This window comes from Kangiella sp. HZ709, assembly GCF_009674675.1.
GTDB lineage: Bacteria > Pseudomonadota > Gammaproteobacteria > Enterobacterales > Kangiellaceae > Kangiella.
Window position 1 is genome coordinate 1,791,529 of the sequence record NZ_WKJC01000001.1, and the last position, 23,984, is coordinate 1,815,512.

General features: G+C 38.8%; 27 protein-coding genes. 16 read left to right on the forward strand and 11 right to left on the reverse strand.

What is annotated here, in order from left to right:
* Nucleotides 1-2: 2 nt before the first annotated feature.
* From GJS41_RS11420 to GJS41_RS08440, 5 genes are read right to left on the reverse strand one after another with little or no spacing between them, the layout of a single operon-like run.
* Nucleotides 3-482, reverse strand: a complete 480-nt coding sequence (locus GJS41_RS11420; protein WP_195758363.1) for a hypothetical protein — start codon at nucleotides 480-482, stop codon at nucleotides 3-5.
* Nucleotides 483-821: a hypothetical protein gene (locus tag GJS41_RS08430; protein ID WP_154246831.1), complete on the reverse strand. Its 339-nt coding sequence runs from the start codon at nucleotides 819-821 to the stop codon at nucleotides 483-485.
* Complete coding sequence (locus GJS41_RS11665; RefSeq protein WP_370515682.1) at nucleotides 818-925, reverse strand: zinc-ribbon domain containing protein; 108 nt, start codon at nucleotides 923-925, stop codon at nucleotides 818-820. The genes GJS41_RS08430 and GJS41_RS11665 overlap by 4 nt, the downstream gene beginning before the upstream one ends.
* A gap of 3 nt (nucleotides 926-928) precedes the next feature.
* Nucleotides 929-1,144, reverse strand: a complete 216-nt coding sequence (locus GJS41_RS08435) for a hypothetical protein (protein ID WP_227551272.1) — start codon at nucleotides 1,142-1,144, stop codon at nucleotides 929-931.
* Between the two features lie 36 nt (nucleotides 1,145-1,180).
* Nucleotides 1,181-2,071, reverse strand: coding sequence for a hypothetical protein (locus GJS41_RS08440; RefSeq protein WP_154246832.1), 891 nt, complete (start codon nucleotides 2,069-2,071; stop codon nucleotides 1,181-1,183).
* A 147-nt stretch (nucleotides 2,072-2,218) separates the two neighbouring features.
* Here GJS41_RS08440 and groES point away from each other — a divergent pair, with 147 nt between their 5' ends.
* Nucleotides 2,219-2,506 carry a co-chaperone GroES gene (groES, locus tag GJS41_RS08445; RefSeq protein WP_154246833.1) on the forward strand — a complete coding sequence of 96 codons (288 nt, stop codon included), beginning with the start codon at nucleotides 2,219-2,221 and terminating at the stop codon, nucleotides 2,504-2,506.
* Nucleotides 2,507-2,557: 51 nt separating this feature from the next.
* Nucleotides 2,558-4,204: a chaperonin GroEL gene (gene groL, locus GJS41_RS08450; RefSeq protein ID WP_370515683.1), complete on the forward strand. Its 1,647-nt coding sequence runs from the start codon at nucleotides 2,558-2,560 to the stop codon at nucleotides 4,202-4,204.
* A gap of 263 nt (nucleotides 4,205-4,467) precedes the next feature.
* On the opposite strand, the gene GJS41_RS08455 is transcribed toward groL, so the two are convergent.
* Nucleotides 4,468-4,767: a hypothetical protein gene (locus GJS41_RS08455; protein WP_154246835.1), complete on the reverse strand. Its 300-nt coding sequence runs from the start codon at nucleotides 4,765-4,767 to the stop codon at nucleotides 4,468-4,470.
* Nucleotides 4,768-4,965: 198 nt separating this feature from the next.
* Here GJS41_RS08455 and GJS41_RS08460 point away from each other — a divergent pair, with 198 nt between their 5' ends.
* The 3 genes from GJS41_RS08460 to GJS41_RS08470 all read left to right on the forward strand — a co-directional run bounded on the left by GJS41_RS08460 (nucleotide 4,966) and on the right by GJS41_RS08470 (nucleotide 7,538).
* A complete protein-coding gene (locus GJS41_RS08460; RefSeq protein ID WP_154246836.1) occupies nucleotides 4,966-5,979 on the forward strand; it encodes a hypothetical protein in 1,014 nt (337 codons plus the stop codon).
* Between the two features lie 86 nt (nucleotides 5,980-6,065).
* Complete coding sequence (gene tfpZ, locus GJS41_RS08465) at nucleotides 6,066-6,770, forward strand: TfpX/TfpZ family type IV pilin accessory protein (RefSeq protein ID WP_154246837.1); 705 nt, start codon at nucleotides 6,066-6,068, stop codon at nucleotides 6,768-6,770.
* 9 nt (nucleotides 6,771-6,779) lie between these two features.
* Complete coding sequence (locus GJS41_RS08470; protein ID WP_154246838.1) at nucleotides 6,780-7,538, forward strand: hypothetical protein; 759 nt, start codon at nucleotides 6,780-6,782, stop codon at nucleotides 7,536-7,538.
* A gap of 41 nt (nucleotides 7,539-7,579) precedes the next feature.
* Here the strand turns inward: GJS41_RS08470 and GJS41_RS08475 are convergent, their stop codons facing one another.
* Together GJS41_RS08475 and GJS41_RS08480 are read right to left on the reverse strand one after the other, a co-directional pair.
* Nucleotides 7,580-8,932, reverse strand: a complete 1,353-nt coding sequence (locus GJS41_RS08475; protein WP_154246839.1) for a substrate-binding domain-containing protein — start codon at nucleotides 8,930-8,932, stop codon at nucleotides 7,580-7,582.
* Between the two features lie 153 nt (nucleotides 8,933-9,085).
* Entirely contained in the window at nucleotides 9,086-9,523 is a 438-nt protein-coding gene (locus GJS41_RS08480) for a YiiD C-terminal domain-containing protein (protein ID WP_154246840.1), read from the reverse strand.
* Between the two features lie 122 nt (nucleotides 9,524-9,645).
* On the opposite strand from GJS41_RS08480, the gene GJS41_RS08485 reads away from it, so the two are divergent.
* The 9 genes from GJS41_RS08485 (at nucleotide 9,646) to GJS41_RS08525 (ending at nucleotide 19,746) form a co-directional block, all read left to right on the forward strand.
* Nucleotides 9,646-11,508 (forward strand): VWA domain-containing protein, encoded by a 1,863-nt coding sequence (locus tag GJS41_RS08485; protein WP_154246841.1) that lies wholly within the window; start codon nucleotides 9,646-9,648, stop codon nucleotides 11,506-11,508.
* Between the two features lie 10 nt (nucleotides 11,509-11,518).
* Entirely contained in the window at nucleotides 11,519-12,217 is a 699-nt protein-coding gene (locus GJS41_RS08490) for a sigma-70 family RNA polymerase sigma factor (RefSeq protein ID WP_154246842.1), read from the forward strand.
* 23 nt (nucleotides 12,218-12,240) lie between these two features.
* Nucleotides 12,241-13,047: a hypothetical protein gene (locus GJS41_RS08495; RefSeq protein ID WP_154246843.1), complete on the forward strand. Its 807-nt coding sequence runs from the start codon at nucleotides 12,241-12,243 to the stop codon at nucleotides 13,045-13,047.
* A gap of 252 nt (nucleotides 13,048-13,299) precedes the next feature.
* Entirely contained in the window at nucleotides 13,300-14,472 is a 1,173-nt protein-coding gene (coxB, locus tag GJS41_RS08500; protein WP_154246844.1) for a cytochrome c oxidase subunit II, read from the forward strand.
* Nucleotides 14,473-14,474: 2 nt separating this feature from the next.
* Nucleotides 14,475-16,034 (forward strand): cytochrome c oxidase subunit I, encoded by a 1,560-nt coding sequence (gene ctaD, locus GJS41_RS08505; protein WP_154246845.1) that lies wholly within the window; start codon nucleotides 14,475-14,477, stop codon nucleotides 16,032-16,034.
* 28 nt (nucleotides 16,035-16,062) lie between these two features.
* Nucleotides 16,063-16,680, forward strand: a complete 618-nt coding sequence (locus tag GJS41_RS08510; protein ID WP_154246846.1) for a cytochrome c oxidase assembly protein — start codon at nucleotides 16,063-16,065, stop codon at nucleotides 16,678-16,680.
* Nucleotides 16,681-16,703: 23 nt separating this feature from the next.
* The gene (locus GJS41_RS08515; protein ID WP_154246847.1) at nucleotides 16,704-17,639 is read left to right on the forward strand and encodes a cytochrome c oxidase subunit 3; all 936 of its coding nucleotides are present in this window, start codon (nucleotides 16,704-16,706) and stop codon (nucleotides 17,637-17,639) included.
* A 114-nt stretch (nucleotides 17,640-17,753) separates the two neighbouring features.
* Nucleotides 17,754-19,364, forward strand: coding sequence for a hypothetical protein (locus tag GJS41_RS08520; protein ID WP_154246848.1), 1,611 nt, complete (start codon nucleotides 17,754-17,756; stop codon nucleotides 19,362-19,364).
* Nucleotides 19,365-19,584: 220 nt separating this feature from the next.
* Entirely contained in the window at nucleotides 19,585-19,746 is a 162-nt protein-coding gene (locus tag GJS41_RS08525; RefSeq protein WP_154246849.1) for a hypothetical protein, read from the forward strand.
* Here the strand turns inward: GJS41_RS08525 and GJS41_RS08530 are convergent.
* Complete coding sequence (locus GJS41_RS08530) at nucleotides 19,739-20,782, reverse strand: glycosyltransferase family 9 protein (protein ID WP_154246850.1); 1,044 nt, start codon at nucleotides 20,780-20,782, stop codon at nucleotides 19,739-19,741. The two genes, GJS41_RS08525 and GJS41_RS08530, sit on opposite strands and share 8 nt — an antisense overlap.
* A gap of 89 nt (nucleotides 20,783-20,871) precedes the next feature.
* Between GJS41_RS08530 and GJS41_RS08535 the strand changes: the two genes are divergently transcribed.
* A complete protein-coding gene (locus tag GJS41_RS08535) occupies nucleotides 20,872-21,603 on the forward strand; it encodes a 3-deoxy-D-manno-octulosonic acid kinase (RefSeq protein WP_154246851.1) in 732 nt (243 codons plus the stop codon).
* Between the two features lie 30 nt (nucleotides 21,604-21,633).
* The gene (locus tag GJS41_RS08540) at nucleotides 21,634-22,611 is read left to right on the forward strand and encodes a hypothetical protein (RefSeq protein ID WP_154246852.1); all 978 of its coding nucleotides are present in this window, start codon (nucleotides 21,634-21,636) and stop codon (nucleotides 22,609-22,611) included.
* On the opposite strand, the gene GJS41_RS08545 is transcribed toward GJS41_RS08540, so the two are convergent.
* Both GJS41_RS08545 and GJS41_RS08550 read right to left on the reverse strand, forming a co-directional pair.
* Nucleotides 22,608-23,711, reverse strand: a complete 1,104-nt coding sequence (locus GJS41_RS08545) for a DUF3667 domain-containing protein (protein ID WP_154246853.1) — start codon at nucleotides 23,709-23,711, stop codon at nucleotides 22,608-22,610. The genes GJS41_RS08540 and GJS41_RS08545 overlap by 4 nt on opposite strands.
* Before the next feature lie 44 nt (nucleotides 23,712-23,755).
* A complete protein-coding gene (locus tag GJS41_RS08550) occupies nucleotides 23,756-23,983 on the reverse strand; it encodes a twin transmembrane helix small protein (protein WP_154246854.1) in 228 nt (75 codons plus the stop codon).
* Between the last annotated feature and the right edge of the window lies 1 nt (nucleotide 23,984).

Genomic DNA, 23,984 nt, shown 5'->3' on the forward strand with positions numbered 1-23,984 from the left:
TCCTAGTCGTAATCAATGATTGGAAAACCCCAATATTTATTTTCATAATGCACTTCAAAATAAGGAGTTTGATTTCTTTTGCTCTGGGGCAGTTCAAAGTATTGTTCAATCTTACCGTCTTTATCGGTAAATACTGTGTCATTAAATACACTCTTAACTCTTTTATGTTTACTCCAAATCGAAATTTGAACGTCAATTTCTTGATTTGAGTATGGTTCCATCAAAGGATTCAAAAATGTAGCATCTAAATAGAACTTAGAATTTTTACTATGAGTAAACTTCACTTTTGGACGAGGTATCCAATCAGGTCTAAATCCTTTTTTATATTCCTCAATGACCATTTCGAGGGTCTGCTCGCAGTCCATATCGGCTTCCATCTCTCCAATGCATCCCCAGCAATCTCCTCCACAGTCATCTGACAAGGGATCTGAGTGTACATTTAATTTCCTGCCACAGATTTGGCATTTATCTGTATTAATCATTTATTCTCGTAAGGATTCCATTTCTAATTGGAAGTCCAACATATTGTCTTTGAAGCTTTTGCTAAAGGAAATTGTAGTAATACTTTCGGCTTCTTGTCTGCTTGTTGGATATTGCTTGCTACAACCTAACCCCCAGACGGCTTGTCCTTGTTTTCTTAATCCGTCATGCATTGGGTCAACAAGGAAAGTAATATATCCCTTTTTGCCTTTGGGTGACCAGTTCGATTCAAGATACCAAATTTCATCAGCCCACCTTTCTAGATCTTCTGTTTCTATCTTTAGGATATCCCAACCATCGACTTCTAGGTAATCCATTAACTTTTGCTGATATGTTTTCATAAGTTATTTTTATTTTTTCTACAATCTCTACATTGCACTGCAGTTGAGTCGGTATGACCTTTGGCTTCTTCGTACCACCATTTTTGCTGCTCGGCTTTCCAGATTTCTTATTTGCTACAGTCTCGGTATTTAAAAGCTATATCAACATAAAACTGTGGCAGGAAACCATAGGTATTTACGTGTTTGAGTTTTTCTTGATCTGCGAGTAAGGCTCCATTGGGAAAAGGGGCTATTAATTTTGTATTATCAATTTCTGTGTTTTGCCAAGCGGCTTTTAATTTTGCTTTTGCCGCTTCATCAAATATGGTGTTTTTAGTTTTCATAATTATAAAAAGTAAATCTGACCCTATTTATTCTATTTATTTTTTTATGAATTTATACAAAGGGTTTAAGCTTATAATTTTCGGGTCTTTTTTAACGGCTAAAATTTTATGTATCGGGTGTTCAATAATGAATACAAATCTATACTCATTATCAGGCATAAACATAGTATCTTTTTTAAACATAGATTGGAAAAAAATACGAGTCCAATTGTTATCATCAAAATCTTCAGGCTTATTTAGTATAATAGTTTTGTCTTCAACATACTCAACAGGCCCATGAATACATCTGACATTAGGAGTATGACCCAGTGTCATAATATGACTTGAGGTCAAACGTTGATTATCTAATTTTAATTCTCCAATTTGTATGTCTGAAGCAATTAATTTACATATAGCTTCACTAAAAGGATTAATGTCTTTTTGAGAGATTTTGTAAAAGGAATCATAATCAGATGAAATTTTTTTAGGCTCTGGGCTTTCATTGGGATCGAGTAGGGAGCAGCAAAAGATATAGCAATTGGGATAATAAACTTCAGCGTCAATGTTTCCTGGTTTTATTGTTGTAGTTCCATCAGCATGATAGATGTATTCTCCTTCACCGAGACTAATCTTAGCTCCTGATAGGGGCTTAGTGGGATTTGGGGAGTCTTTATCTGAAATGGAAACGACTCCCCCGGTAATGGCATTAAACTGTCTTGAATTTATTATTAGATCAGAGGAGGCTCGACAAGTATATTTAATTGAGCCTTCTTCAGGATCTGCTATAGAAAAAGATGGGTCCATTTGGCGATAATAATCGAAAGTACCAAGCTGTATCGTATTGCAGTCCTTGGCGATATTATGTTCTTCCTTGCAGTACTTAATCAGATCCATCCTTAAGCCTTCAAATTCAATATGATAACTTTTGATACTATCTAGAATAGCCAACCAAATCAATTTGTTGGTACTCAGCAATTATATTCAAAAAATTAGCACTCAATCCCCTTGAGTGCTAAAATTTCGTCCCCATATCTTGTTCACTTATTTAAATTTAAGCCTCAAATCGTATAAATAGAGGCAGTTTAGGAGAGAAAAATGAGCTTACGTCCATTACATGACCGCGTTGTCGTTAAACGCATCGAAGAAGAGGCTCTTTCTGCTGGCGGTATCGTAATTCCAGATAACGCTAAAGAGAAAGCTAATAAAGGTACTGTTATCGCTGTGGGTAACGGTAAAGCGTTGGATAACGGCGACGTTCGTGCTTTAGCTGTTAAAGAAGGCGATGTAGTTTTATTTGGCCAATACGCAGGTCAAGAAGTGAAGGTCGATGGAGATAAAGTCTTAGTACTTAAAGAAGAAGAAATCTTCGCAATCGTAGAATAATCGACTAATTAATAGATTTTAACCGAATTTAAAAGAATTTAGAGGAATTTAATCATGGCTAAAGACGTACGTTTTGGTGATGAAGCTCGCGCAGGTATGTTGCGTGGTGTTAATACTTTGGCGAACGCGGTTCGCGTAACTTTGGGCCCTAAAGGTCGTAATGTAGTTTTAGACAAGTCTTTTGGCGCTCCGACGATCACCAAAGATGGTGTTTCTGTTGCTAAGGAAATCGAATTAGAAGATAAGTTCGAGAACATGGGCGCACAAATGTTGAAAGAAGTGGCGTCGCAAACTAACGATATCGCTGGTGACGGTACTACGACTGCGACTGTATTGGCGCAATCTATCGTAAACGAAGGTTTGAAAGCGGTTGCTGCTGGCATGAATCCAATGGATTTAAAGCGCGGTATCGATAAAGCAGTTTCTGTTGCAGTTGAAGAATTAAAAGCTATCGCGGTTCCTTGTCAGGACGAAAAAGCGATTGCTCAAGTAGGCACTATCTCTGCAAACTCTGACGCTTCTGTTGGCGGTATCATCGCTGAAGCAATGAACAAGGTTGGCAAAGAAGGCGTTATCACAGTTGAAGAAGGTTCTGGCTTAGACAACGAATTAGACGTTGTTGAAGGTATGCAATTCGATCGCGGTTACTTGTCTCCTTACTTTGTAACTAACGCAGAGAACATGACTGCTGAATTAGAAAACCCATTCCTATTATTGGTTGATAAGAAAATCGCTAACATTCGCGATTTATTACCAACTTTGGAAGGCGTTGCTAAAGCCGGTCGTCCTTTATTAATCGTTGCTGAAGACGTTGAAGGCGAAGCCTTAGCGACTTTAGTTGTTAATAACATGCGCGGTATCGTGAAAGTTGCTGCGGTTAAAGCTCCTGGTTTCGGCGACCGTCGTAAAGCGATGTTAGAAGATGTTGCTATCTTGACTGGCGCAACTGTTATCTCTGAAGAAGTTGGCATGAGCTTAGAAACTGCTGAAATTGAGCACTTAGGTTCTGCTAAGCGCGTTCAAATCAGCAAAGAAAACACCACGATTATTGATGGCGTTGGTAACCCAACAAACATTGAAGCGCGTGTTACTCAAATCCGTGCACAAATCGAAGAAACGTCTTCTGATTACGACAAAGAGAAACTTCAAGAGCGCGTAGCTAAATTAGCTGGCGGTGTTGCCGTGATTAAAGTTGGCGCAGCGACTGAAGTTGAAATGAAAGAAAAGAAAGACCGCGTTGATGATGCGCTTCACGCAACTCGTGCTGCGGTTGAAGAAGGCGTTGTTGCTGGTGGTGGTACTGCGTTAGTTCGCGTACTTTCTAAACTATCTGGTTTAGCTGGTGATAACGACGATCAAACTGTTGGTGTTCAAATTGCATTACGTGCGATGGAAGCTCCATTACGTCAAATCGCTTCTAACTCAGGCGACGAAGCTGCAGTCGTTATCGACACAGTTGCAAAAGGCGAAGGTAACTACGGTTACAACGCGGCGACTAGCGAATACGGTGACGTGGTAGAGATGGGTATCTTAGATCCAGCGAAAGTAACGCGTTCAGCATTACAAAACGCAGCGTCAGTTGCTGGTCTTATGATCACGACTGAAGCGATGATTACTGACTTACCGCAACCTGAAGCTGCAGCTGCTCCTGATATGGGTGGTATGGGTGGTATGGGTGGTATGCCTGGTATGATGTAATTTTAGTGGTCTTTTTGTCCGCTGGCGTTGTTGTGAATCTTGCTGCGTGTGCTCACCTACTTAATGTAGGCTCCGCTACTCGCAAGCTCCACGCCTAGCCAGCAAACAAAAATCCTCACTAAAATATTTGCATTGAACTGCTTTGAAAAGCCTCGCGATTGCGGGGCTTTTTTTATAGGTATAACAAGAATATCTGGCAAGCGTTAAGTTGCCAGTAAAAAAGGTGATATAACTGCGATGCGGGTCTTACTATTTAGCGATAACTATCCGCATTTGCAGTAGATGGTGACTTCGAATTTAACTTCTATATAGTCGTTAGTTTCTGTGAGAAGCTTGACGCTGACGGCATCTTTCAAATGACCTTTACAAGTGCCAGTAGAGCATAGCCCGCTTTCGCAATAACCATTAGCCTCATCGGCGATCCAGCGATTAAAAGTACCGAGCCAAGATTTTTCGCCAGCTTTTTTATCGATACGTTTTTTTTGCGATGAATAGTTTTGCGGAGTCTTTTCAGCACAAAGAGTCGATCCTAAGGCATCATTGCCGCGAGTTTCACTAGACATAATAAATTCCTTCTATTTCCATGTATGTGAATATTTATAATACATTAAATGAAGAGCCTTTTACTTGGTTCTGTTCTCAATAATCTAATGAGATTTAAACCGTTCATTTACGGTTAAGGGATACCCGAGTAACGTGAATCGTGCATTATTTAGATAGTAAGGTTATGGTATCTTATTGATATTAAGGAGGGTTGTATTATGAAAAAGGTTATTTTTATTGGTGCTTCGTTACTGGTTCTAAATGAAGCGGCTTTTGCCAACAAAATTAAGAAATTTAGTTTGAAAGCCCCTGAGGGATATAGTGAGGCTGCTGTTGTAAAGGTGTATTCTACTAATGGAGAAAAATGGAATAAGATCGATCAAACCAAAGAGGTTAACTTTAAAGCTCAGTTAAATGCTGAGTGTAAATATGAAGGAAAGGGGAATAAGGCCTATAAAGGTGACTTTACCGTTAGTGGCTTTACTCAAGTAGGTGCTGACTATCCTGCCAAGCACCTGATTCCACACGTCAAAGAAACAAAAGGAACCTTCCGGTTTGATAAAAACTCGAACTTTGATTTTGTGCAAGCATGTAATGTAGAGCTTGAGAAAAAATTATCTGAGAATGCTGATTTAACTAAGTACGATATCTTAGCTAAGGGTTTTTCTTTAAATTACCCCGCCGCAGTTAAAGCAAGCTATTATTTGACCTGTAAACCAACAGGCATAGGGTTTGCGGATACATCCAGCAAAAGTGTTTTACTGAATACTAAAATTCAATGCCAAGGTTCAGACTTAGCAAAAGAGAAAATTCCAAAGAAACCGGTTCCAGTTAAGACGGCTAAACTAGTGAAATTTATAAAGCAGGTAAAGTTCGCTCCAAAGGTCAAACATATCGTTGGAACTTGTCCGGCACAAGTTGAATTCAATGGCGAGATCGCCGTCAATCGACCCGGTAATATCGAATACCAATACGTCAGTCATGATGGTCGAAAATCTCCAAAGTTTGAATTAGATTTTGGTAAGGCAGGTTCTAAAAAGTTGCGAGTATGGAAACGCACTATTAATAAAGAAGATAATCCTAACGCTTTCAGAGCTGGTTCTAATAATAAGGAGAAGTATGATTACAAAGGCTGGTATCGAGTTGATATCTTAAAGCCTAAAGGTATAAAGAGTATCCAAAAAAGCTATACGCTAAGTTGCCAAGACAGGAAGATGATGTTGAAAAAATAAACTTAAGCCCCTATCAAAAGGGGCTTTTTTTTATTGAGAAAAAAAGTTAATATTTTTAGATATTTACCGAACAACTAATAATGGTTATGACACGAACTCGCGCTGCTTTAACTCACTTTGGAATTAGCGTTATTGTTTTCGCTATGTTTTTATCACTAGTATTTTTTGTGTGGTATGCCTGGCCTTTCAATTTAACTCAAGGTATTGCCGAGATTGTCTACATTATGGCTGGAGTAGATGTGGTTTTAGGTCCTTTGTTAACTTTAATCGTTTTCAAAGCGGGCAAAAAAAGTTTGAAATTCGATTTATCGGTCATTGCCCTAATTCAAGTTGCTGCACTGGTTTACGGTGCAATGATTATTTATCAAGAACGCCCGGCTTATATTGTCTACAATGTTGACCGCTATAGCGTGGTTGGTGTTTCTGAGGTGAACTTTGAAGAAAGCCCAATTCCTGAGCAGGCGATTGGGCTACTAGAAAAACCTAAGTTTATCTATGCAGTGTTGCCACAGGGTAATGAAGCCATGGAAGTGGCTATCAGCGCTGCTAATGGTGGTAAAGATATGGATCGCTTACCAAAGTACTATCGTGATTATAATGATAATAAGCTGAATGTTATTCGAGGAACTAAGCCCGCTAGATCATTGGCAGTTGATGCTGGCCCTATTGATATGATAGAACATATTAACTATGCACCAGTTGTTGGCAAGAAAAGGAATATCATCGCATTAATTGATAACAGAACAGGGGATGTGATCGAATACCGACTGGTAGATCCCTGGCAAAAATAAGGACATCTTTTGGAGCAGGAAGAAAATACAGGAAGTAAAAATAGTTTAGAGTATATTGTATGTTCGCCGCTAGGGAGTTATCCCAGTGAATCATTTACTTTAAGTGCTAATGGTATTTATATTAAGGATGAGATGATTTGCTTGGCATATCCTGCTCATTTGCCCTTTCAAAAAGAAATGCTCGTTACAGCCTTGTTAACGGCCAATAATTTCAAGCAAGGCTTTTTAAAACTATACCTTTTACCCTTTACTCATACATTAGATTCGTTTGATGCAGCGAATATTTCCGAGCAACTGGTAGGAGATTTGAAACATAAAAAATCAGAAAGCTTTGTGGCTAATGGCGATATCCTTCCAGAGTTTGATCAGTATGAAAATGCTAAGGGGGCTTCTTTGCCATTAGCGCTAGGTGGCGTTCCTTACCATCGGATTAACAATTTAGTGTGTGAAGAGAACTTTTCCTCTGTAATGGAAGCTATACAAAGCAAAGATTACCCAGAGCTTTTTGAAATCATAGAACTGTTACAAGAAAGCTCTCAACTTAGCTGCCATTTGCAATTTCAAGTTCAAGCCAGTCACTATTTGTTACAGGCTATTATTTTGTTAAATGAAATTGACTGGGCAAAACAACATCCTTTGCTAAATGAGTGGTTGAATAAAAACTTAGCAAATCATAGTTTTAAATTAGCAAAGGGTATTAACCCTATTGAATACGTAAAGTTATATAAAACAGTGGTCATTACTATTAGGAATTCCATTTTGAGTTAATTAAAAAGAGCTAATTTTAGCTCTTTTTAATTATTGCATGATTATTTTCTTGGGACCCAAACCTCAACTCTACGATTTTTCATTTTACCCGATTCAGTGGCGTTAGAACTGATAGGTCCTTTATGTCCAAAGCCTCTGACATATCTTGGTTTAATGCCATTTTTCAATAAATTATCGGCTATGTTTTGTGCCAGAATGTTAGAGCGCTCTCTGTCCTTTTGCTTATTATTAGTATCTTCACTGAAGCCAAATAAATAAATGCCTTTGGTTTTATTTTCTTGCACAAACTTAACAAGCCTATCGAGATCTCGTTTAGCTTTATTATCCAGCTTATTGTCTTTTCCCTCGAAGTGGAAGGTTACGGATAAGCGTTTAGAGTCGCGAATTAAATCTAAGTATCGCGGAGGATAATTGCGATTAAAGCGAACGGTTGCGTCGTTAATGGTTAAGGGAATTAAACCGATATTTTTAGCAATGTTTTGCGCCTGTGTTTTTTGAATGTATTCAATAAAGGATTGCGCATGTGGATTCTTGTTGTTACTTGGCAAGTACAAGTATAGACGACGACTCAAGACATAATCTTCAGTACTAACCGTAAATAAGTTAGGCTTAAATGATAAAGCTACACCAGATTCAGATATAGAGAGGGCATTGGTTTTATTGACATAAGGTAGAGCCACGAAACCAATTGCGCCTGGTGTGTTATAAACCATATCGGATAACTCACCAGAAGATTCGTATCGTTGTGCATTAGCAGCCAATTTAACATTATGACGTTTAAGCACTAATGACTTAAAGGTATCATAAGTTCCAGAGTTATCATCACGTGCGAAAACCCTGATTTTCTGATCTGGCAAGTTTAACTGGCTCCAGTTATTAATTTCACCTGAGAAAACTTTTGCTAACTGTTCCGTATCTAATTCTTGCAATGGTAAATTTGGATTAGCTATAACCGCTAAGCCATCTACCGCCAAGGTATATTCAGATTCAAAGTCTGACAGATTCCCATAGATTGATGATAACGAATCGATTTCCTTAGATTTGATTCTTCTTGAAGACATGGCAATATCAGCATCTTGCTGAGCCAAAGCTTGAAAACCTGTGCTTGAGCCATGTGCCTTTATTTCTATGGCTGAAACTTGACCATTAGGGAATTGCCCTAATACAGTCTTTTCAACAGTATCCGTAATGATAGTTTTGGTTTGGTTAGCGCCGATTGATCTGAGGTAGCCTTCGGCAAGTTCTGGCGCTAATTTTTCTCCGATGGTATTAGAGCCTTTCATGTCGAAAAGTATCTTAGCATCGATAATGCTGTTTTCATCTAAAGCGTGAATGGAAAATGAAAAAAAGGTAAGACATAACCCTGGTAACCAGAGTGATTTTTTTTTGCGCATTATTTTATCCTGTCAGAGTAAAAATGATGGAGCTTTTTCTTCCAGTATAAATTAAGTTAGGGTTACTAAATATGACATTAATATTACAAATATCAATAGCTTAAGTCACATATGCATTGCCGAGCGGGAAATGCAATGCAGGCTTGCATTAAATTAGACTATGGCGAAAAAAGCGTTCATTTTTGCTTTAACTAAAGCTTGCTCTTTAACTGTGATGTTCAGTTCAATTTTTGCTCGTTTTTTGATCTCGATATGACCTTTTAAGTCAGTCAATGTTTCGCTGTTTGATAAATCACAATAGGCGATAATATCCTGATTAATGGGGCGCAAATATTTAATGTTGGCTTTTGCTAAAACTACAGCGCCATCGATATTATTCGCTTGCAGATAGTGGGTTAAAAGCGACCAGCCAGCTAAAGTTGCAGTGGTGTAGATACTGCCAGCAAAGGCAGTGTTATGGATATTTTTATTTTTCTCAAATGGAGCCCTGACAGAAATAGTGTTTTTGTCTAAGTGATCAACTTCAATGCCCATGGCCTGAGAAATAGGGATTTCTTTATGCAGTAGTTGCTCTAGTTGTTTAGCTTTCATATCAATAGTTTAATTTTACTTTGCGCCAAGAATAGCAATTTACAAAGCAAAAATAACCCTTTTTATAAGTTAAGACGTTAATAGCTGTACATGAAATTTAATACCTAGAAAGGATTGTCATTATGAAACCAGCAGTTAAAAAATCCGCTATTGCCATCTCAATAGCTTTAGCCATTTCGGCTTGTCAAAACTTAGAGCAAGAGTCAAAAAAAGACCAAACGACAAAGCAACAAGATAATGCCGTAAAGACAGTCAAGGATATGCAACCGAGTTTGGAAGAGCTAATCGATGAGGTGAGGCGACAGGAGCAGGTGCAAGTTGGCAAGAATAAAAAGCTTGAATCAGAAATACAATCACAAGAAAAGTTAGCAAGACCAGCAAATGAGCCGCCGCAACAAGCAAATCTAGTAACGGTCACTGGATCTAGAATTCATAACGTTGATTATGAAGCTAAATCAATGGCAATCACGGTTCAAGGATTTGAACAAAATCGCGAGAATTACAACAAGCTAGAAGACAACGCTGTGAAACTGGTTGATGAGTCACCTGTTTCGACCTTTAGCATCGACGTGGATACTGCGTCATATACCAATGTGCGCCGGATGTTAAATGATGGGTATTTGCCGCCAAAAGAAGCGGTGCGACTAGAAGAATTTGTGAATTATTTCGATTATAAATTTCCTGCTGCAGATAATCTGGAGCAACCGTTTTCAATCAGTACTAGTTCTATGCAGGCACCATGGAATCAAGATGCACAATTGATACAAATCGGTATCAAAGGTTATGAGCTGCAAGAGCAAAGCTTGCCTCCTTCAAATTTAGTATTTCTGATTGATGTATCCGGTTCGATGAGAAGTCCTAATAAATTAGGCTTGGTCAAACAATCATTAAAGCTATTAACTAAGCAGTTAACTCGTAAAGATAAGGTTTCTTTAGTGGTGTACGCCGGAGCATCGGGAGTTATTCTAGAGCCTACCAGTGGTAATAAGCGATTAGAGATCGAGCAGGCATTAGATCGCTTACAAGCAGGCGGCTCAACTAATGGTGCTTCAGGCATTGAGTTAGCTTATCAGATGGCCAAGAAAGGTTTTATTAAAGAGGGTATTAATCGGGTTATTTTGGCAACTGACGGCGATTTCAATGTCGGCATGACCAATCATGATGATTTGATTGCACTGATTGAGCAAAAGCGCAAAAGTAATATCTTCTTCAGTAGTCTGGGTTTTGGTACGGGTAATTACAATGATCATTTAATGGAGCAGTTAGCTAATAAAGGTAATGGTAATGCGGCTTATATCGATAGTCTCCATGAAGCAAAAAAAGTCTTGATCGATGAGCGGGCAGGAACATTAATGACCATTGCTAAAGATGTCAAAATTCAAGTGGAGTTTAACCCAGCTGTTGTCAGTGAATACCGTCTTTTAGGTTATGAAAATCGTATGTTAAATCGTGAAGACTTTAATAATGATAAAGTCGACGCTGGCGAGATTGGTGCAGGACATACAGTAACGGCTTTGTATGAGATAGTTTTAGCAAATTCAAAAGGTAAAAGAGTGGATCCCTTACGTTACCAAAGCAGCAACCAAGGTCGCATAGAAAAAATAGGACCTAATAATCGTAAAGCTTTAGAAGCTGCGATGGTTAAGGTTCGCTATAAATTACCAGAGGCAAGTAAAAGCCAAATGATAAATAAGCCGGTTTATGCGAATGCGTTTAATCAGAGTAACCCGGATCAAAATATTCAATTTGCAGCCAGTAGTGCAGGTTTTGCTCAATTGTTAAAAGGTAATAAGTACCTTGGTGATTGGAATTGGCAGGATGCAATTGATACCGCGCGAATTGCAAAAGGTGAGGATAAGCAAGGCTACCGAGCGGAAATGATCAAACTAATGGAAATGGCTAAGTTGTTATCAGACACATCAGATATTGGCTCAGAGATTAATTCTGATAACAGTAAGTTAGGCTTAGTCTCACCAAATGGCTAGTTAATATCCGATGAGATTATTGCTTGAAAGCAGCAACGTTAATGGGCATCATGATGATAGAAATATAATATCTCATGATGCCTTGGACGTTACTAATTTAACTCAACACAAAGAAGTTATTGCTAAAGAGCAAGCTGACAATCATTTCAGCGATGAAGCTTTAATGGCAGCTTATGCTTCAGGCAATGTGAAATCGTTTGAGCAATTGTATGCAAGGCATAAAGATCCATTACTTCGTTATTTCATTCGTCAAGTTAGCTCAAGAGCTATTGCAGAAGAACTGTTTCAAGAAACTTGGCAAAGTTTAATAAAAAATTCTATTAACTATAAAAGTTCAGCTAAATTTACCACTTATTTATATACCATTGCTCACAGTCGTTTAGTTGATTTTTATCGTAAATCTGGCAAAGCCCAGTTTGAATCAATGGATGATGAAGATGAAGTGCAACAACACCAAGCGGACAAAACCACTCAGCCAGAATTTCAAGTGAATGCCGCTGAGTTAAAGTCTCAGCTGCTGGCAGCACTAGAGCAATTATCGAGTGAACAAAAAGAAGTGTTCCTCTTAAAGTTTGAAGCAGGAATGAGCGTTCCAGAAATTGCTAAAGTTTTAAATCAAAACCCTGAAGCTGTCAAAAGTAGGTTGCGTTATTGCGTAGCGAATCTTAAAGGTTTTTTTAACCAGCAAGATTTAGAGAGTAAGAGCTGATTTATGATCAGCAGGAATAGAGTATGAGTCACCAAGATCACAAACAAAATCAAGATTTTGAAAAAAATATTCAAGATGTATTTGAAGAAATTTCTTCAGAAACCACTTCGAGCGGCTTGGATAAATCAATTTTGGCCATGGCGGAAAAGCATCACCAAGTAGCAAAGCTAGGTTTTTGGAACCGCTTTTTTCGATCGAAACAACTAAAGTATTTAGCCTCAATGTCGGCTGCCTTAGTGATGACTGTAGGGATTGCACGTTTTATGGTTTATTTAGGTAAAACCGATCAAAGCTCGGCTCAAAATACTGATCTGGCAGCTGCCACTCGATCCGTAGATGAATTTTCTTTTGAAATGGCGGATGAAGTTGCAGCAGCGCCGGCCGCTAGAGAATCTTATGGGGCTAAGAAACAAAAAGCAGAAGTCCCTGAATTAATTACCAATCAAGAGATGCGGCAAATTCTTAAGGAAAGTGAGTTATTGGCAAAAAATGAGCAGGAGCAAAAAGCACGTTTGGCAGCTAGTGAGAAAGCGCTAGCTGAGGATAATGTGGTTGTGGTTACAGGCAGTCGGATCCGTGCCGTAGATCTTGAAGATGCCAAAGATGAGCGGGCTGAAAAAGAATTGTCGCGCCATGGTGGTGTTTTAGATGAAGCTATTGATGATGCGCCTAAGCCTGAGGCTTGGTTACAAGAAATTATGGAGTTGCTGCAAGATGGTAATAAAGCGCAAGCTCAAGAGGAATGGTCACAATTTAAAAATACCTATCCGCTGTATGAATTCGATGAAGCGCTCACTTTAAAGTTGAAAAAAGCCGGATTGATTGACTGATTTTTGCACGATCAATTGGCTTCAAACCCTTAAAAAACCTTTATTTTTTCTTAGTTTATTTAATCAATTGGATCTAGCTTATCACCAGCATCTAAAGTAGAATATCGCCCCGAAAAATGACCATTATTGTTTGTAAAGCAAATCTTGGGGTATGGTCCTAAGAGGCTGGAAAAGAATTGCTTTTTCAATTTAAGTCATTGATTATTATATGTTTTCCCTTTTTGGGGTCTTTTTAAACTAGTGGAGAGAAGCATGTCATTGTTCCGCAAAATCGCTGTGGCTTTAGCGACTTTATCAGTTTTAGTGCTGATGGGTTGTTCTGAGCAACCGCTAAATATGCGCGAAGGTGTGACCGAGATCAGTAAAGAAGTTTACGAATTACACATGATTGCCTTTTGGGTCTGTGTTGCTATCGGTATTGTCACGTTCGGCGCTATGTTCTACTCAATGTGGGCGCACCGCAAGAGTAAAAATCCTGTTCCAGCTAAGTTTTCTCACAGTACAACTGTTGAGTTAATCTGGACTATCATTCCTTTCATCATTTTGATTGCCTTAGCATGGCCTGCGGCAAGTTTATTGAACAAAATGGAAGTGGCTGAAGGCGACGATTTCGATTTGGAAATTATCGTGAAAGGCTGGCAGTGGAAATGGGAATATAAGTATTTAGATAACGACGACAACTTACGTAACGACGTTAGTTTCTTTTCTAACCTTGAGCAAAACTCTCGTGACTTAAGTGTTAATTCTGAAAAAATGACTTTCAGTGCAGAAAAAATCACGGATGAGAAGTTCTTATTAGAAGTGGATAACCCGCTAGTTATTCCAGTAAACAAAAAAGTTAAGTTCTTAGTGACTGCTGAAGATGTGATCCACTCTTTCTGGGTTCCTGATTTCTCAGTAAAAAAAGATGCGGTTCCAGGTTTAATTAATGACGTTTGGGCAATTGTGCCTGAGACTGGCATTTATCGCGGTGTTTGTGCAGAGCTTTGTGGTAAAGATCACGGCTTTATGCCAATCGTTGTAAAAGTAGTTGAGCAAGCTGAATATGATGCTTGGTATGCTGAAAAAGTAGCTGCTGCTGAAGCTGGTCCAGACTTGAATGACCGTACTATGGCGCAGTTGATGTCTGAAGGTGAGACTGCTTACTTGAAATATTGTTCTGCATGTCATATGCCAAATGGTGAGGGAACAGGTCCATTCCCAACTTTGGTTGGGGCTGAATCAATTCAAGGCGACATTAAAACGCACGTAGATATCGTATTAAACGGTGTTCCAGGTACAGCAATGCAAGCATTCGCGGCGCAATTAACGCCTGCAGAAATCGCTGCTATCGTGACCTACGAAAGAAACGCTTGGGGTAATGACATGAAAGATAAAGTCCAGCCACAAGAAGTTGAAGATCAGAAAAATGGCGGGGGAGAATAATCATGGGTGACCATAAGCCAACCGGCATTAATCGCTGGCTATTTACGACGAACCATAAAGACATCGGTACTATGTACCTTGTTTTCTCGTTCATCATGTTCTTAATTGGTGGTGGCATGGCGATGGTAATTCGTGCCGAGCTATTCCAACCAGGTTTGCAATTCGTAGACCCTAATTTCTTCAACCAAATGACTACTCTGCATGGTCTAATCATGGTATTTGGTGCCGTGATGCCTGCAACGGTAGGTCTTGCTAACTGGTTGATACCAATGATGATTGGTGCGCCTGATATGGCATTGCCAAGAATGAACAACTGGAGCTTCTGGATTTTACCATTCGCTTTCTTCTTGTTGTTATCATCATTATTTATGGAAGGTGGCGCACCTAACTTCGGTTGGACATTCTACGCTCCATTATCGACAACTTATGCACCGCCTAGCACAACCTTCTTTATCTTTGGTGTGCATATGATGGGTATCTCATCCATCATGGGTGCGATTAACGTTATTGTCACAGTGTTCAACATGCGTGCTCCTGGCATGACATTGATGAAAATGCCATTGTTTGTTTGGACTTGGTTAATCACAGCATTCTTATTAGTTATGGTTATGCCGGTATTAGCGGGCGCTGTAACTATGATGTTAACGGATATCCACTTCGGTACTTCATTCTTTGATGCTAAAGGTGGTGGTGACCCAGTATTGTTCCAGCACGTTTTCTGGTTCTTCGGTCACCCTGAAGTTTACATCATGATCTTACCGGCGTTTGGTATCGCTTCTGCGATTATCCCGACTTTCTCTAGAAAGAAGTTATTCGGTTATGCATCGATGGTTTACGCTACTGGCTCGATTGCGTTCTTGTCGTTTATCGTATGGGCTCACCACATGTTTACCGTGGGTATGCCAATCAAAGCAGAACTATTCTTCATGTTTGCAACCATGTTAATTGCGGTACCTACGGGTGTTAAAGTCTTTAACTGGATCGCAACAATGTGGAAAGGTTCGATTACTTATGAAACTCCAATGCTTTATGCCTTGGCATTCGTAATCTTATTCACGATTGGTGGTTTCTCGGGCGTAATGCTAGCGATTACACCAGTGGACTGGCAGTATCATGATACTTATTTCGTGGTGGCTCACTTCCACTATGTATTATTCCCAGGTGCGATTTTCGGTACTATGGCAGCGGTTTATTATTGGTTACCAAAATGGACTGGTCGTATGTATGACGAGAAGTTAGCGAAAATTCACTTCTGGTTATCAATTGTATTTGTAAACTTAACCTTCTTCCCAATGCACTTCTCAGGTCTAGCGGGCATGCAACGTCGTGTTCCGGACTATGCGATTATGTACTCTGACTTCAATATGTGGTCAAGTATTGGTGCCTTTGGATTAGGCTTGATGCAATTGTTGTTCGCTTGGATCTTAATCAAAGTTTGTATCTTGAAGAAAGGTGAGAAAGCGACTGATCAAGTTTGGGAAGGTGCTGAGGGCCTTGAGTTTACTCATATGCCATCGCCGGCTCCTTACCACTCTTTCTCTACTCCACCAAAAGTAGATTAAGACGAGCTAATTAGGAAAGTAGGTAATTATGAGCCAAGAGCCAGTTTCAACAGAGACAGTTTCAGAAGAGACACTCTCATCAGAAACGAAACATGAAAATAAAATCATGACTAAGAAATTAGTTTTGGTGGCGTTTATCATGTTGGCTTTTGGTTTCGCTTTAGTACCTTTATACGATGTGTTTTGTGAAATCACAGGTTGGAATAATTCTTTAAATCAAGGATTAGCGGTATATGAAGAGCAAGAAGCCGATACCAGCCGTGAAGTAAAATTGCGCTTTGTGACAATCACCAAGAACGACATGCCTTGGGATTTCAGAGCATTGCAATCTACGATTACAGTACATCCTGGTAAAGAATACGAAGTGGCTTTCCGAGTAAAAAATCGAGCTAAAAATAATATTGTTGGGCGTGCGATTCCCAGTTTTTCACCAACTTTGGCTAGTCAGTATGTGAATAAAACAGAGTGTTTTTGTTTTAATCAGCAGACTTTATTGGCCGGTGAAACTGAAGATATGCCAATGCGTTTCTTTATTGATAAAGATTTACCGAAAGAATATAAATCGATAACTTTGGTATATACTTTGCATAATGTCACCGAAGAAACTGCTAGCCTAAATATTGATAACACAGTTGCGGCGAATTAATCGCTGTGAATGGAGAAAAAATAATGAGTGAACAAACAAACAATAGTGAATATGAAAACTATTATGTTCCTGAAAAGAGTAAGTTGCCTTTTATAGGTTCTATTGGCTTATTCTTTACGGCAGTTGGTGCTGGTAGCAGTATCAATGGCGCAGCTTTTTGGGGGTTGCCTGGATATATTTGGTTAATTGCGGGTATCGCGATTCTAGTGGGTATGCTTTCAACTTGGTGGAAATATACCATTAAAGAATCAATGAGCGGTTTATACAGTGCTCAAATGAGTCGTTCCTTCCGACAAGGAATGATGTGGTTCATTACCTCAGAAGTGATGTTCTTCTTCGCTTTCTTTGGTGCCTTATTCTATATTCGTGCTTTCGTATTGCCTTTATTGGGCGGTGATTTTAATGGCGGTTCTACCCATGATCAGTTATTCCCTGATTATACGCCTACCTGGCCAATGACAGAAACGCCGAGTCCAGACTTCGCTCCTAACGTGGGTATTGGTGAAAAAGCAGCTAACCCAGGTTCTTGGAATATTATCGGTGCTTGGGGCTTGCCGGCGATAAATACGGCAATCCTTTTGACTTCTTCGTGGACTCTTACGATTGCTCACCATGCATTGCTTGAGAAAAACCGTTCGACGTTGATTTTATTTACTTCTATCACAGCGTTTTTAGGTATTATTTTCTTAGGATTGCAAGCAGTTGAGTACTATGAAGCATACACTCATTACGGCCTAACTCTGCAAAGTGGTGTTTACGGTTCAACTTTCTTCCTGTTGACCGGGTTCCACGGTATGCACGTATTAATTGGTACTATCTTCTTGATTGTATTATCGCTACGTACTGCTAAAGGCCACTTCACACCACAAGATCACTTTGCGTATGAAGCTGGTGCTTGGTACTGGCACTTTGTTGATGTTGTTTGGGTATTCTTATTTATCTTTGTTTACATGATGTAATTCAAAATTAAATAACTGACTCAAATCACAGAATAGAAAAACCGCCTTTTGGCGGTTTTTTTTTGACTCTTAGAAAGGGTATAGTAAAGCTGTTAATGGCAAATCATGGATCTAATGCAGAACATATTTAAAGGAACACCATTAGTCTCTTTACTACTTTTTTGGTTGGCAGTAAGCCACAGCAATAGCCTATTATCTAAAGAAAAACTATCCGAAAACGATAATCACAAATACCAAGTCACGCGTATCGATATACAAGTGAATCCGATTTTTGACCTAGAAGAAAGTGATAGTTGGTTTTATTCCACCGCTAACAGCTTGCATATTGATACCAAACCCTATGTTATTGAGCGGATTTTGCCGATTAAAATTGGCGATCTAATCAATAAAAACGATCTGGCAGAAGCGGAGCGTGTTTTACGCAGCCATCGTTATTTGCGAGAAGCAAAAATAATTATGCTGACACTAGATGACAAAAAAACAATCCTAAAGGTAAAAACTTGGGAAAGTTGGACTTTGTTTCCGACAGTAGATTTGAAACGACAAGGAGGAGAGAATGAGTACGGCTATGGTGTTAAAGATGACAACTTGTTGGGTTTAGGGTTGGCAGCAAATATTGCGTATTTTTCTGAGGAAGAGCGTTCGGGACACATTATAAAGTTAAGTTCTGATGCTATTAGTGATCGCCACTTAAGAGCTTCTGTAAGCTTTGCCAACAACTCTGATGGTAGAGAGTTTGGAGTCTCTCTGGATAGACCATTCTATAAGCTAGCTGACAGGCATAGTGTTGGCGCCAGTGTTAATAATAGTCGCAAAGAAATATCCATTGATGCAAACGAGACTCTAGTCAATCGGTTTGAAAGCGATAGTCGTTTCGCCAATCTATTCTTTGGTTACTCGACAGGTAAAACAGATGAAGGTATTTTCAGATGGATAGGAGGTATTCGGCACATAGAAAATACTTTCTCAACCCGGCCTTTAACTGTAGCTTTACCAGAAAGTAGAAAGTTAACTTATCCTTGGCTGGCTTTTGAATATCAACAAGATCGCTTTAAAACCACGAAAAACTTGTATCTTTTAGAAAGAACTGAAGATGTACAATTAGGTTGGTATCATTTTATCCGATTTGGATATAACTTAGAGTCCAGCTATCGTGAGAATGGAATCATTTGGGATTTTAATTCTTCATATTTTGGTCAATGGAATAATCAAAATTGGTTCCGATATGAGTTAAATGGCGATGGCGTTTTTTCTACTAAAGAAATTGATAATGCTTACTATGGTTTGAGTTATGAGCATTTTTATCGGGTCAATGACTTTAGAACCTGGTATTTGAAAGGCAGTTACCGTATTAGTGAAAACCCTTACATTGATAGACCTATTTCGTTGGGAGGAGAAACTGGTTTACGAGGTTATCCGATTGAATATCAACATGGTAATAAACAATGGTTGGTAAATTTTGAGAAGCGGTTGTATCCAAATATTAATTTTGCACAGTTGCTTGATGTCGCCTTTGTTGGTTTTATAGATTTTGGTCGCACCTTTGGCGAAACCATATATATCAATCAGGAAACAAAGGCATTAGCGAGTGTCGGTTTAGGCTTAAGATTTTTCCTAACCCGTTCAAGCGGCAGAAATGTTATCAGTGTTAATTTTTCTAAACCGATCAACTCAGATTTTGTAGATAATCTCGATATCAGTGTTTTAGTAAGAACCAGCTTATAATTTTTTTGCTCAAAATATGAATGGCATTTACAAAGCGACACAATTTCCTTGATTTAAGGCTGAATTATCAATAATTGGTAAGACTGTCATAGTTACTTACATCTACTGACCCAAACTTTCTAAAAAACATTTTCTAATACTATAAGCAAAAGGTGATGACTCATTAGCATAGAAATAAGTCATTGTAATTTGGTGTGTTCAAGGAGATAAGGAGCTAAAGATGGCGGTTATTGGAAAAGATTCAAAAGCGCGTTTAGAGAAGTTTATCGATCATCAAGACAAAGATGAATTTGATAGCGAAGATCTATTTTTAGATTTATGCAGGGTATTGATTTTAATGCTGGCAGTTTTTGCAATAGTGTATGCGTTAGGCTTTAGCTAGCTAAAGCACTATCAATTAACGCTTTGACTTGCTCTACTGAAATTGCATGCATTAGTGTATTCCCTTTTAATCTGAGTCCCCAATCAAGGCTATCAGCGGTAAGATTTAACTGTTTGCTAGCTTGGGTAGTATAGGCGTCGGCAACAAGGTTTTGATAAAGGTAGGGGCCTGTCCTTTTAGGGTTACTATGGGCATAAAGGCCAATAACTTTTGTTCCTTGGGTTACAGCCATATGAGCTGGACCTGAATCAGGAGCAATAACTAGCTGCGCTTGTTTTAGAGTGATTAATAACTGCTGTAAATTCGTTTTCCCGACAAGGTTAATCACTTTGGTTTGTGTTGCCTCAACTATCTTATGAGCCAATGTTTGCTCACGATGACTTGGACTACCAGTAATGATAACTTTTAGATTTTTTTCATGGCAGTAGTCTGCTATAGCCGCATAGCGCTCCACCAACCAATCTCGTTCTGCTTTACTGGCTGCAGGGGAAATGACTATATAAGGTGATGTTGGAAGCTCTTTGTCTGCCCAGTCCATGAGACTATGCCCAAAAGGAATATCCCAGCTGGGCTCACTATCGGGCACTCCTATCACTCGAGCAAAATCACGAAAACCATCCAATACATGAAAGCCTTTTTCTTGCTCAATATGGCGATTAACAAATAGCGAGTGGAGCTCTTTTGAGCGTTGCTTGCTAAAACCTAACTTTATTTTGGCAGGAATAAAAAAGGCTGCTAGGTTTGCTCTAAAAGCTAACTGCATTTGTAAAAGAATATCGAATTTCGTTTGTGCAAGGTTATGCTTAAGTTCGGAATAAGCTCTTCGACCTTTTGCTTTATCAAAAATAATAAAGTTTATGCCTGGTAAATTTTGTAAAAGCTGATACTCAATTTTTCCGATAATCCAAGTGATGGATGCCTTTGGATAATGACGCTGAATAGCTTGAACTGTTGAAACTGCATGACAAACGTCACCAATTGCAGATAAGCGTAAGATGCAAATTGATGGGTTAGCATTCAGATCGATAAGGTTCATTGTTATTTATTAGTCATTAGTAGGTTTTTGTAATGTTTGAAGTTTAAGGTATAGTGCTGAATAAACCAAATCCAAATCATTTGTTTTAGATGAAGCTTATCAAAATCGATAATACTCAGTGGTTGGTTGCTCACAAAAAATACAAAAAAGTAGTCTCCAAGGAATGGTTTGATAGTAATCACTGGCAAGCAAATAATGCGATAGATGGCGAATCTATTGGGCGTGCCACTACCTATTTCTTTAATCATCAAGAAAAGCGTTACGTGCTTCGTGAGTATCGTCGAGGTGGTTTAGTGGGTAAGCTGGTTGAAAAAAAATATTTCTTTAAGAATATTGAATCAACTAGAGCATATCAAGAGTTAGTGGTTCTTAAGCAATTAAGAAAGCTAAAGCTACCAGTACCCAAACCTGTAGCGGCATTGATAAAAGTTGAAGGCTATTACTATCAAGCAAAAATCATCACTCGACTTATTAAAAATGCAGAGGATCTCTTTTTCCATCTAAAGAAACAGTCGCTATCCGAGCAACAATGGATCGCTATAGGTTTGTTAGTTAAACGTTTTCATGCTGTGGGTTTATACCATTCTGATTTAAATATTCATAACCTCATGATCAATCATAAATCGAATTTTTGGCTAATCGATTTTGATAAATGTCGATTTTTAAAACCCTACGACAAGAAACTTCAATCGAATGTGGAGCGTTTGCTACGATCATTAAGGAAGGAGAAGCTAAAGGCTCAAGAAAAGGCGGAGAAGTTTTATTGGCAAGAAAAAGACTGGGCTTTCTTTTTACAAGGATATGCCACTAAAATTGACTGAGTTATATTTTGAAACACAGTCAAAGCTTTATTGACGGAAATCTTATATCAAATCCTCTATCCTGCAATGATGAAAAAACCATTTTTTATTCTTGCTATGCTCTTTGCGGTTCAGCTTTCTTCGGTTAGAGCGGCAGCTAGTGAAAACTACCATTCTATTAATTTGCCTAGCACTAATATTCAATTAGAGTTTCAAGGATACTTCTCAGAGTCTCAAAAGCAAATGTTAAAAGGTTGGGTTGTTGAAATGGCTCAATCAGTAACGAGTATCTATGGGGAGTTTCCTTTAAAAAGAGCTCGAGTGAAATTAGTTAGAAGCTACTCTTGGTTTGAGCCGGTGCCATGGGGAGAAATACAGCGCTGGCGCTCAAGTAGAGTGGTTTTGCATGTTAACCCTAGCTTTTCCTATGAGCAGATCCGATCTGATTGGACGGCAGTGCACGAGCTGAGTCATTTATTACTTCCTTACGTTGGCGATAGTGATAGTTGGTTTTCTGAAGGTCTCGCGAGTTATTATCAGAATATTGCACGAGCAAAGTCGGGTTTATTAACTGAGCAGGAAGCCTTTCAAAAGCTCTTTCATGGGTTCAGGCGAGGTGAGAAAAATGCTCGCAATAAACCAGTTCAGTTATCGTTAGCCAGCAAAAAGCGAGGCAATACCATGCGTATCTATTGGTCTGGAGCGGCATACTTTTTGAATGTAGATATTAATTTAAGAAAATTATCCAATAATCAGCAAAGTTTAGATTCAGTGTTGAGATTATATCGAGACTGTTGTTTACCTAACCATAGAGTTACCTCACTGGGCAGTGTCATCAGTAAGCTCGATGAGCTATCTAAAACTGAAGTGTTTAGTAGTGAGTACAAAAAAATTATTGATAGTAAGCAGTTCCCTGATTATCGAGAAAGTTTTGCATATTTAGGAATTTCCAATGGTTGGCGCGGCGTCAAGTTAAATAAACAAAGTGCATTTATTGCCAGAAGAAATAGCCTGCTTAAAGCTGACTAGTTAGCTGCAAGCACGATGCCAAACATAATTCCAATGGTAGTAATTATTGAGATCAATATGAAATACAAGAACCCGAAAATCAAAAAGCGCCAAAGCGTCGCCCACCAACCGCGCTTATAGAACCATTTCTGAGATAGGTATAGATACACTAAAACTCCAATAGATAGCAGTTCTTCCATCCAGATTGAACCTAAGGGAGTCCATAGTGCTGTTAATTGATACCAGCCAAGATATAAAAGGACTACACCGAAAATAAAACTATGGCTATGCATTAATAAAACTAAGTGTTCTACGTAAAGCCTTTTAGATAAAAAGTAAAACAGACCAAGCACTAGCGCCAATATTGGCAAGGATAAGAAAAATACCTGAGGGATCATCTCAATGGCTCTTTGTCCAAGGGATAAACCCCAGTTTCGTTTAGCCAGTTGGCGCTCAGGCTCATCTAATCTCAAAATAGCCGTGTAGGAATCACAGAGCTCTTTGGAGCCGTTATCCAATTTTTTATCTAGCCATTTCGGCCAAACATTAAAGAAATCTTCTGGTTTTTTTAGGCAGCCCTTCTTGGTATTAAATTGAGCATCGCCGGTAATGCTTACATTACCCTCCATCTCAGATCCTTGTTTGGCAGCTTCTATCGTTTGCTTAGATAGTTCTTTCCCATCTAGCTTTGCGGCTTTGATTGCTTCGGAGTGATTCCAACCGTCTGCAAAACCATCTGAGAAATCATTATTCTTATCATCGCGCTCTGCGACTTGGTTACTAGAACTCGAGTGAGCATCATTGAATTCAATCTCAGTTAAGCTTAAGCCGCCAAAATTGGTCATTAAAAAGAAAATAATAGATAGCAGTAAATAAAGCCTAATAGGGGTAATAAAGTGATTTTTATGGTGAGAGTTAGAAAAATAATCCAGACTTAATGCCGCTGGTTTGGCTAACTTAGCGGCGGTTTTATAGATTTTAGAGTCGTACCCTAGCCAATCTTCGACAAACTCTGAAAACAACTCTTTTAGGCTTCGATTTGGGCGAAAGTTTTTATTACCACATTGACCGCAATATTTATCTGCAGTAAAGCGTTCTGGTGGTTGTATAGCTTTTCCCATAAGTCATTGAAGAATATATTTTTTTTAATAGTAACCGAAACGTATTAGTTAGGCAAAAGCTGTGTTCTAAGGTTAATCACTTCAAAGTAATGTAAGGCAATAATCCCTAAGAAGAGTAAGCTACTAAGTGCAATACGCCACTGCAGAGACTTTAAAAGTTTTTTACTGGACTCTGGGTCACCTTTGCCTAAAAAGAAAAGCCCACGAAAAAGGCTGAATAATATTCCAAGCATGAATATAATAACGACAATGTTTAACCAAGTAATTCCCATC

What these genes read in the sequence shown, in the direction of transcription:
- GJS41_RS11420 (WP_195758363.1), bottom strand. Translation starts at nt 482, where the DNA reads ATGATTAATACAGATAAATGCCAAATCTGTGGCAGGAAATTAAATGTA.
- GJS41_RS08430 (WP_154246831.1), bottom strand. Translation starts at nt 821, where the DNA reads ATGAAAACATATCAGCAAAAGTTAATGGATTACCTAGAAGTCGATGGT.
- GJS41_RS08435 (WP_227551272.1), bottom strand. Translation starts at nt 1,144, where the DNA reads ATGAAAACTAAAAACACCATATTTGATGAAGCGGCAAAAGCAAAATTA.
- groES (WP_154246833.1), top strand. Translation starts at nt 2,219, where the DNA reads ATGAGCTTACGTCCATTACATGACCGCGTTGTCGTTAAACGCATCGAA.
- GJS41_RS08455 (WP_154246835.1), bottom strand. Translation starts at nt 4,767, where the DNA reads ATGTCTAGTGAAACTCGCGGCAATGATGCCTTAGGATCGACTCTTTGT.
- GJS41_RS08460 (WP_154246836.1), top strand. Translation starts at nt 4,966, where the DNA reads ATGAAAAAGGTTATTTTTATTGGTGCTTCGTTACTGGTTCTAAATGAA.
- tfpZ (WP_154246837.1), top strand. Translation starts at nt 6,066, where the DNA reads ATGACACGAACTCGCGCTGCTTTAACTCACTTTGGAATTAGCGTTATT.
- GJS41_RS08475 (WP_154246839.1), bottom strand. Translation starts at nt 8,932, where the DNA reads ATGCGCAAAAAAAAATCACTCTGGTTACCAGGGTTATGTCTTACCTTT.
- GJS41_RS08480 (WP_154246840.1), bottom strand. Translation starts at nt 9,523, where the DNA reads ATGAAAGCTAAACAACTAGAGCAACTACTGCATAAAGAAATCCCTATT.
- GJS41_RS08485 (WP_154246841.1), top strand. Translation starts at nt 9,646, where the DNA reads ATGAAACCAGCAGTTAAAAAATCCGCTATTGCCATCTCAATAGCTTTA.
- GJS41_RS08490 (WP_154246842.1), top strand. Translation starts at nt 11,519, where the DNA reads ATGAGATTATTGCTTGAAAGCAGCAACGTTAATGGGCATCATGATGAT.
- GJS41_RS08495 (WP_154246843.1), top strand. Translation starts at nt 12,241, where the DNA reads ATGAGTCACCAAGATCACAAACAAAATCAAGATTTTGAAAAAAATATT.
- coxB (WP_154246844.1), top strand. Translation starts at nt 13,300, where the DNA reads ATGTCATTGTTCCGCAAAATCGCTGTGGCTTTAGCGACTTTATCAGTT.
- ctaD (WP_154246845.1), top strand. Translation starts at nt 14,475, where the DNA reads ATGGGTGACCATAAGCCAACCGGCATTAATCGCTGGCTATTTACGACG.
- GJS41_RS08510 (WP_154246846.1), top strand. Translation starts at nt 16,063, where the DNA reads ATGAGCCAAGAGCCAGTTTCAACAGAGACAGTTTCAGAAGAGACACTC.
- GJS41_RS08515 (WP_154246847.1), top strand. Translation starts at nt 16,704, where the DNA reads ATGAGTGAACAAACAAACAATAGTGAATATGAAAACTATTATGTTCCT.
- GJS41_RS08520 (WP_154246848.1), top strand. Translation starts at nt 17,754, where the DNA reads ATGCAGAACATATTTAAAGGAACACCATTAGTCTCTTTACTACTTTTT.
- GJS41_RS08525 (WP_154246849.1), top strand. Translation starts at nt 19,585, where the DNA reads ATGGCGGTTATTGGAAAAGATTCAAAAGCGCGTTTAGAGAAGTTTATC.
- GJS41_RS08530 (WP_154246850.1), bottom strand. Translation starts at nt 20,782, where the DNA reads ATGAACCTTATCGATCTGAATGCTAACCCATCAATTTGCATCTTACGC.
- GJS41_RS08535 (WP_154246851.1), top strand. Translation starts at nt 20,872, where the DNA reads ATGAAGCTTATCAAAATCGATAATACTCAGTGGTTGGTTGCTCACAAA.
- GJS41_RS08545 (WP_154246853.1), bottom strand. Translation starts at nt 23,711, where the DNA reads ATGGGAAAAGCTATACAACCACCAGAACGCTTTACTGCAGATAAATAT.
- GJS41_RS08550 (WP_154246854.1), bottom strand. Translation starts at nt 23,983, where the DNA reads ATGGGAATTACTTGGTTAAACATTGTCGTTATTATATTCATGCTTGGA.